This is a genomic window from Caballeronia sp. (assembly GCF_049581465.1).
Lineage (GTDB): Bacteria > Pseudomonadota > Gammaproteobacteria > Burkholderiales > Burkholderiaceae > Caballeronia.
This window is the reverse complement of sequence record NZ_JBAUSA010001093.1, coordinates 1-8,641: the sequence shown is the minus strand read 5'-3', so window position 1 is coordinate 8,641 and position 8,641 is coordinate 1. Positions and strand designations below refer to the sequence as shown.

5 protein-coding genes are annotated in these 8,641 nt (G+C 60.6%); 4 read left to right on the top strand and 1 reads right to left on the bottom strand.

The window, feature by feature from the left end; genetic code table 11:
* Both WCA53_RS26740 and WCA53_RS26735 read left to right on the top strand, forming a co-directional pair.
* On the top strand, positions 1-1,319 hold a 1,319-nt coding region (locus WCA53_RS26740; protein WP_423917728.1), incomplete at its 5' end, for an ABC transporter permease.
* A gap of 5 nt (positions 1,320-1,324) precedes the next feature.
* Entirely contained in the window at positions 1,325-2,440 is a 1,116-nt protein-coding gene (locus WCA53_RS26735) for a lipocalin-like domain-containing protein (protein WP_423917731.1), read from the top strand.
* A gap of 53 nt (positions 2,441-2,493) precedes the next feature.
* On the opposite strand, the gene WCA53_RS26730 is transcribed toward WCA53_RS26735, so the two are convergent.
* The gene (locus WCA53_RS26730) at positions 2,494-3,606 is read right to left on the bottom strand and encodes a porin (RefSeq protein WP_423917723.1); all 1,113 of its coding nucleotides are present in this window, start codon (positions 3,604-3,606) and stop codon (positions 2,494-2,496) included.
* Between the two features lie 560 nt (positions 3,607-4,166).
* Here WCA53_RS26730 and WCA53_RS26725 point away from each other — a divergent pair.
* Together WCA53_RS26725 and WCA53_RS26720 are read left to right on the top strand one after the other, a co-directional pair.
* Positions 4,167-7,655: a response regulator gene (locus tag WCA53_RS26725; RefSeq protein WP_423917718.1), complete on the top strand. Its 3,489-nt coding sequence runs from the start codon at positions 4,167-4,169 to the stop codon at positions 7,653-7,655.
* A 201-nt stretch (positions 7,656-7,856) separates the two neighbouring features.
* Positions 7,857-8,558 (top strand): SDR family NAD(P)-dependent oxidoreductase, encoded by a 702-nt coding sequence (locus WCA53_RS26720; RefSeq protein WP_423917715.1) that lies wholly within the window; start codon positions 7,857-7,859, stop codon positions 8,556-8,558.
* Positions 8,559-8,641: the final 83 nt, after the last annotated feature.

Here is an 8,641-nt window from a genome sequence, read left to right as displayed (position 1 = left end):
TCGCTGTTGCACTTGTGCTGACCCAGTCTCCGCCGGTCTTCAATGTCCCCATCCTCGGCTACGTCGCAGTCGCGCTCATGCTGGTGGGCGGCATCGCGTTGATGCCGCGCTGCACCGCGATGCTCTTTGCAGTGCTTAGCCTACGTCATGCCCGCCGTCCCGGCAGGAGGGCGACCACGACCCTCGCGCTCGCCCGGCTCGCGAATGCGCCGGGGCAGGCATCCATCGCGATGGGCGGCGTCTTGTCGAGCTTTGCGCTGATCGTCGCGATGGCGATCATGGTGGCGAGCTTTCGCGTGTCCGTCGATGAATGGCTCGGGCACCTTTTGTCCGCCAACCTGTACGTCCGCGTCGCGCCGAACGGCGACACAGGCGGATGGCGGCTAGACGAACAAGCCGCATTGGCATCCGTGAAAGATGCGGCGCACGCGGCGTTCACGCGTACATCGCGCGTGACGCTTGATCCGTCCCGGCCGGCCGTAGCGCTTCTTGCACGCGAAATCGACGCGGCCGATCCGGGCGCCAACCTGCAAATGACCGGTCCAGTGTTGCCGCCGTCCGCACTCTCCGCCGATGAAACCCCGATGTGGATTTCGGAAGCCATGGTCGATCTATACGGCTACCGGCTGGGACAGCGAATCAGATTGCCCATCGGGCAAGGTGAGCACACCTTCGTAGTGGCCGGCGTCTGGCGTGACTACGTGCGGCAAACGGGCGCGATCCAGTTGCGGCTCGCCGACTACCGGCGGCTCACCGCAGACACCACCGCTACTGACGCTGCCATCACGGTCGCGCGTGGCGCGAGCGTCGACGGGGTGGTATCGGCGATGCGCGGATTGCCCTTCGGCGCCGCGATGGAATTTAGCCAACCCGTGGAAATTCGCGCCCGTACGCTGACGATCTTTGACCGGAGCTTCGCGGTCACATACTTGCTTGAGGCTGTCGCGATCGTGATCGGACTGTTCGGCGTGGCGGCGACGTTCTCGGCACAAGCCCTCGCGCGTGCGCGCGAGTTCGGCATGTTGCGGCACGTCGGCGTGACGCGTCGACAGATTCTCGCGATCCTGGCCGCCGAGGGCGCGATGCTGACGGCGCTTGGCATCGCGCTCGGGTTTTCACTCGGTTTGGCGATCAGTCTCATCCTGGTCTTCGTCGTGAACCCTCAGTCGTTTCACTGGAGCATGTCGCTGCATATTCCGTGGCCGACCTTGATCGCGGTCGCGCTCGTGATGCTGGCATCGTCTTGTGCAACAGCCGTCGTTGCGGGGCGCAAAGCGGTTTCACTCGATGCCGTGCGCGCGGTCAAGGAGGACTGGTAATGCCGATGTTTGCGCGTTTGAGTGTGGTGTTGTGGCTGGCCATCGGAAGCGCGCTTTGCGTGCACGCGGCACCGGCTTCGGCGGCAGCGCCAACGTTCGCGACAGTGACACCGGGGCGTCCGGTGGTCTTCCCGCAAGACACCGGGTCGCATCCTGGCTATCGCACCGAGTGGTGGTACGCAACGGGCTGGCTGAACACGCCCGATGGCAAGCCGCTCGGTTTCCAGATCACGTTTTTTCGCTCGGCAACCGGGCATGACGCAGCCGACCCCAGCGCGTTTGCGCCATCGCAATTGATCATCGCGCATGCCGCCTTGAGCGATCCGTCGCTTGGACGACTGATGCATGACCAAAGAATCGCGAGACAGGGCTTCGGGCTTGCTTACGCCAAAACGGGCAACACCGACGTGAAACTCGATGCATGGCAACTCGTGCGTGCGCCCGATGGTCACTACGACGTGAAAGTAAACGCCAACGGTTTCACGCTGAACCTGCAGCTCAAGCCGACGCAAGGCCCGCTCATGCAAGGCGACAACGGGTACTCGAAAAAAGGTCCATTGTCCGCACAAGCCAGCTACTACTACAGCGAGCCGCAACTGCTCGTGAGCGGAACTGTGACGCGCAACTCGAGCACGAGCACGACGGCATTGAGTTCGCCGGTGGGTGGATCAGCGTGGCTGGATCATGAATGGTCGAGCACGGTACTTAGCCCGGACGCCGTCGGCTGGGACTGGCTTGGCGCAAATCTCTCGGATGGATCGGCGTTGATGGCGTTCAAGATTCGCGGACGCGACGGCGGTAAAGTTTGGGCGCACGCGGTGCTGCGGGATTCGCAAGGAAAACTAAGCACATTCGAGCCTGGACAAGTCGATTTCTCGTCGCAACGTGAATGGCGTTCGCCGCGTACCGGAACATCTTATCCGGTCGCATCGACGGTAAAGACGGGGACGGTCGAATGGCGGCTCGATCCGCTGATGGATGACCAGGAACTCGATTCCACGCAGTCGACCGGTGCCGTTTACTGGGAAGGCGCTGTCACCGTCAGCCGGGACGGCAAAGCAGTCGGCCGAGGCTATCTCGAGCTGACGGGGTACAACAAGGCGCTTGACCTCAATAAATAAACTGTTGCGCAGCAAGCCTCGCTGCGCATAACCTGCGATTCTCGCCGCGATACTTAGAACAGGTGCTGAATTCCCGCGTACACGCCCGACTGGCTGTGACCCGCAAGAGGATTGTCGGTGCTGGTCGTGTCGCCGTACGAGTTGGCATTCAACGCGAAATTCGCGTTCGAGCTATTACGTGTCGAAGCAATCTGGAAGTCGAATAAGGTTCGCTTCGTCAAATTGTACGTACCGCCAACCGTATAGAGCGTCGCGTTGCCGCCGCCGTTGTTCGCATTGACGTGGTAAACCGCTGCTATCAACGCCGCTGCCGGCGTGGCTTGCCAGGTAACGCCGCCCCATTCCTGCGAGGTCGTTGTAATGCCACCTGATTTCGCTCCCGAGTCCGCGTGGGATTGCTCGAACACCGCCTGAATTTTGAACTGGCCCAGGAACACATTCGCGCCGGCGGTGTATTCACGCGAATAGTTGAAAACGTCGTCGAGCGTGCCGTTCGCCGGGTCGCGCCATTCGTCGTAGATGGCCCGAAGCTGGACGACCGTCTGCGTGTACGTCAACTGAATGGCATCCGCGCGGCCTTGTCCGGTCGAGCCATTGCCGTTCCAATTGGTCGCGTTGGACAGGGCGTACTGGCCGCTGACGTCGAAACCCGCAATAGTCGGCGACTGATACGAGATATTGTTGCTCGAATGGTTCCAGTTGCGCCCGCGAACCAGCGATGCGGACGACCAGTTGCTTTGACCGAACGGGTCGAAATCCCACACGCCGTTCGAGAGGAACAACTCATGGCCCAGCAGCACGGTGCCGAATTTATCGTTTGCGAGGCCGACCGTGGCATATCGATCAAAGAGGCCGCCGTTGGACGGTCCTTGACCCGTCACCGTGTTGAAGGCGCCTTCAAGATGGAACACAGCCTTGTAGCCGCCGCCCAGATCTTCAACGCCCTTGATGCCCCACAAGCTCGTGCCCCAGTCGCCGCTTTCTACGCGAAAGCGACTGCCGCTGCCTGTCGCCGCACCCGTCACCGGGTTCTGTCCCGTCGGCGCACCAGAAACGTATTCGACACCTGCGTCGACCCGGCCATATAACGTTACGCTGCTTTGCGCCTGCGCCGCAGCGCACGCCGTCAGCAGGGATGCCAGGACTACGGTTTTGGTCTTGCTCATGTCTCTTCCAGAAATTCGTCCCGAACTGCCCGCCGCTCGGATAACAGTTCGGGTCTTGCTACAGTCAATGGATGCGTGATTGCGGTTCTCTGCCTGTGCAAGAGGTGCGCGTTTTCTTGCGGGCTCACTCTCTTGGCCGCAGGTCGATACGAACGCAATGAAACCATCCGCTTCAGGCATTTTTATTTGCCGTATTTGCCCTGCGCGCATTTGCCTTGCGAAATGGGCGCATTTTTTGGCAACGGGATTATCGTGCAACTCGAATGTTCGTGCTCAAGTGAGGGCGTGGACCCAAGGAACGGATTAATTCCAGGCAGAGTCGCCTCTCGTGGCGCACGCGTTTGGCTAGCCGGTAAGCTAGGAACGAAAGTACGGTTTGACAGCGAGCGGGTTATGATTTGCTGCAGGCGGTCTTTGGCGTCGCACCTCGTATGTCGCCAAAAATATCGCCAAAACGCGGGCACAAAAACCCAAGACGAACCGCGGCCGATAACCGGTCCCCGGCGGCGTTTGGCGCGCACCCTCGACTGCTGCACCGCAACCCGAAAACCAAGGCTGATATGCCCGGAAAATCACAGGTCGACAAAGATACCTTCCGCAGGATTCTCACGCGCAACATCGCGTTTCCGCTCGGTATGGGTGTTGTCACTGCGATGGTCTTTGTCGGTCTGATCCTCTATCTGCTTGCCGCGATTAACTGGGTCGAGCATTCCGAGCGGGTCATCGGGGACTCTCAAGAGATCGCGCGACTAGTCAGCGACAAGGAAAGCGCTGTGCGCGGGTATTTGCTGACCGGAGACGCGACCTTCCTGGCTCCGTTCCAGACCGGCAAGCCGAAGCTGATTTCAGACATCAATGCACTCTCCGAACTCGTCAGCGACAACACACCGCAAGTCGACCGATTGCTGCGTATTCGGGCGCTTCAGGAGCAGTGGGACACGGTGGCGGACCGCGCAATACGCGAGCGCGGCGACGGCCAGAATTATCAGTCGAGGTCCAGCGTGGGAGAAGGGCGGGTTCTACGCGAAGAGAGTGCGCGCGAGCTGGAAACATTCCTGGGCATGGAGCAGACACTGAGGCTACAACGCGTCGCGACGGCCCGCGAAATCACCACGGTTACGATAGTCGTCTTCCTTGCGTTTGGCTTGTCGGTCAGCTTGCTGCTGGCGTATCTCGGCCGGCGCGAACTGGTGCTGCTTTCTGAATCCTATGACGCGGCGCTCAGGGAACAGGCCGAGCAGACGGAGAAGCTCCAGCAACAAGCCTGGCTTCAATCCGGTCAAAGCCAGCTCGGCGAGCGCGTCGTAGGACAGCAGGCGCTTTCCATTGTTTCTCGCGTCATGCTGGAATTCCTGGCGCAGTACATCAATGCGCCGGTCGCAGCACTCTACGTACGGGGCGAAGATGATGATTTCTTCCAGTCCGCGTCGATAGGTATTAGCGCCGGCACTGGCCCACTCCCCCGGGCATTCGAGAGATCGGAAGGCCTGATAGGCCGTGCCGCCGCTTCGGGCCGTCTTGTGCGCCTGGAGAGCGTGCCAGGCAACTACTGGCGCGTGGCATCGGCGCTCGGAACATCCGTACCGACGACCCTGATACTCCTGCCGCTCAAGAGCGAGGGATTAGTGAACGGCGTGGTCGAGATCGGACTGATGCGGGAGCCGAGCGAGCGGGAGATCGAGTTCCTGAACCTGATTGGCGCCAACATGGGCGCGTTCGTCGAAGCTGCGCTTTACCGGGAACGAATCCAGACGGCACTGGAAGACACGCAACTGCTAAACGAAGAATTGCAGCTTCAACAAGAAGAACTTCGGATAACCAACGAAGAACTTGAAAGACACAGTGTCGCGCTGCAACAGTCGAAGACATACTTGAGCAATCAGAAAGCAGAGCTGCAGCATATCAACGAGCAGTTGTCGCATCAGACCCTTGTACTAGATGAAAAGAATAGTGCTTTAAGCGAGGCACAACATGCGCTCGAAGAACGCGCCGAAGCGCTGCAAAGCGCCAGCCGCTACAAGTCGGAATTCCTGGCGAACATGTCGCACGAATTGCGTACGCCATTGAACAGTTCGCTGATTCTTTCGAAACTCCTGGCCCAGAACAAACCCGGAAATTTGAGCGTCGAGCAGGTCAAATATGCGAATACGATCCATTCGGCCGGCAACGATTTGCTTCATCTTATCAATGACATCCTCGATATCTCCAAGGTCGAGGCGGGCAAGATGGATTTGATCAAAGAGAACGTTTCGCTGCAAAAGATGCTGGAGTCGCTCAGGCTCACGTTCGAGCCGATCGCGGCACAAAAGAAACTGACGTTCACGAGCCGCATAGAAGCAGGCACGCCGGACACGCTTGTCACCGATGAGCGGCGTCTCGAACAAGTGTTGAAGAACCTGCTGTCCAACGCAATCAAGTTCACGGATTCGGGTTCGGTCGACCTGATGTTCACGAGCGGCAATCCCGGTGATCATAGCGTGCGTTTTGCGGTCAAGGATTCGGGCATCGGCATCGCGTCAAGTCAACTAGAGAGTATCTTCGAAGCCTTCCACCAGGCAGACGGCACCACGAGCCGTCGATACGGCGGCACGGGTCTGGGCTTGTCGATCTCGCGAAGCCTTGCCACGATGCTGGGTGGCGCCGTGACCGTAAGAAGCACGCCCGGTGAGGGCAGCACGTTCACGCTGGAACTGCCCGTCGATGCCGCTCGCGTGGAGCCGCTGGGCGCTGCTGCGCCTTCCTATCTGCGTGCAGCGCCACCCGAGGCGCCGGCGTTTGCGGCAGCGGTATCGGTAGCAGTACCCGCAGAACTCTTGCTCCCGCTTCCCTTCGACGACGACCGTTCCCGCCCACCCGACGGTCGCCGGGTCGTGCTCGCGATCGAAGACGATCCGACGTTCGCGCAAATCCTGCTGGATCTCGCGCATGAACTCCATTACCGGTGCGTCGTGGCGCTCACGGGCGGTGAAGCGCTGCAACTCGCCGAACGCCACGCGCCCGACGCGATCCTGCTCGATATCGGCTTGCCCGATCGATCCGGCCTGGTCGTGCTTCAGGAACTGAAGAACAACGCAAAGACGCGGCATATCCCGGTGCATATCGTGTCGGCGTTTGATCGTACGGAGGCGGCCTTGCACCTCGGTGCTGTCGGCTATGCGCTGAAGCCAGCCACACGCGAGGCGCTGAGGGAGATTTTTCTCGCAATGGAAGACCGCCTCAGACAGAAGGTCAAGCGCATCCTGCTGGTTGAGGACGACGCAACGCAACGCGATGGGATCGTCGAACTGGTCCAGGACAACGACATCGAAATCACGGCCGTCGAATCCGGGCACGAAGCGCTAGCGCTTCTGCGCACGACGCCGTTCGACTGCATGATCACCGACCTCAAATTGCCTGACATGCGAGGCAGTGAATTGCTCAAGCAAATGAGCGAAACGGACCTCGATTCGTTCCCGCCGGTGATCGTCAATACGGAGCGCAGCCTGAGCCCGGAGGACGAAAGCGAACTGCGGCGCTACTCGCAATCGATCATCGTCAAGGCGGCGCGTTCGCCCGAGCGGCTTCTCGATGAAGTGACGCTGTTCCTGCACAAAGTCGAATCGGACCTGTCGGAGGATCGTCGCGCGATGCTCAACGCGACACGCGCCCGGGACCGTGCGCTCGATGGCCGCCGCGTGCTGCTGGTCGACGACGATATTCGCAATATCTTTTCCCTGAGCGGCGCGCTTGAACATCAGGGCCTGGCCGTTGAGATCGGGCGCGACGGCTTTGAAGCCATCGCGACACTTGATGAATTCCCGGATATCGACGTTGTCCTCATGGACGCCGTGATGCCGGGAATGGATGGACTTGAAGCGACGCGCCGCATACGTGCGGATCGCCGCTTTGCCAAGCTGCCGATCATCGCGCTCACCGCGAAGGCAATGAAGGACGATCAGGAGCAGTGGCTTAGAGCCGGCGCATCGGACTATCTGGCGAAGCCGATCGACCTCGATCGCTTGTACTCGCTGTTGCGCGTCTGGATGCCGCGCAAGGATTCGCTCAGGTAGTACGGGGGGCGGGTCGCGAAAGGAGGGACGCTGAAACCGTGCTCAGGTGACCTTGCGCTCCCTCATTTGCGGTCCAAGCCAGCCAGCCGGTTCCGCAGTACGATCAAGGCGGTCTTGTCGATACTGTCGTGCAGTCCGTCCGCTCGGCCATGCGTGGCATCGCAAGCGCCATGCCCATCCACTTTTCATGAAGAGGCTCACGTGACGCGTATTCCTTATAAAACCGCCTTGATCATTGGCGCAGGTGTGGGCATCAGCGCCTCGCTGACGCGCATGCTGTCCGGCGCCGGTTTGAAAGTCGCCCTCGCCGCACGCGATACCGCCAAGCTCGAAGCGCTCACCGCGCAAACGGGCGCGCGCGCGTTCGCGGCGGACGCAGCAGATCCCGCTTCGATGGCCAGCTTGTTCCCGCAAGTGGATGAGGCCATCGGCGAGCCTGAGATCGTCATCTATAACGCAAGCGCCCGGGCGCACGGCCCTATCGCGGACGTCGATCCGGAAGCGTTCCGGAAGTCACTATCGATTACGGCATTCGGCGGGTTCCTGGCGGCTCAACAAGCGGCGCGCCGCATGATCCCCAAGGGTAGCGGCGCCATTTTCTTCACGGGTGCATCGGCTAGCGTGAAGGGCTTCGCGTTATCGTCGGCATTCGCAACGGGCAAGTTCGGGCTCAGGGGGCTCGCGCAAAGCGTGGCGCGCGAGCTGGGCCCCAAGGGCGTACATGTGGCGCACTTTGTGATTGACGGTGCTGTGGAAAGCGAGCGCAGGGCCACGCCTGCGGATAGTCCGGACAGCTTTCTTTCGCCCGATGCCATTGCGCAGACTTACATCGATGTGCTTTCGCAAGCGCGCAGCGCGTGGTCGCTTGAGGTGGAACTCAGGCCGTGGGTCGAGAAGTTTTGATCGGGCCGTGGCGGACCATCACGACCAATGAGCGAGGATTGACCGGGGCGGCTCGCGTGCCCATGTCGCTCTCGTCATAGCAC

Bases quoted from the DNA above. Each gene is read 5' to 3' on its own strand.
- WCA53_RS26735 (WP_423917731.1), top strand. From the start codon at position 1,325: ATGTTTGCGCGTTTGAGTGTGGTGTTGTGGCTGGCCATCGGAAGCGCG.
- WCA53_RS26730 (WP_423917723.1), bottom strand. From the start codon at position 3,606: ATGAGCAAGACCAAAACCGTAGTCCTGGCATCCCTGCTGACGGCGTGC.
- WCA53_RS26725 (WP_423917718.1), top strand. From the start codon at position 4,167: ATGCCCGGAAAATCACAGGTCGACAAAGATACCTTCCGCAGGATTCTC.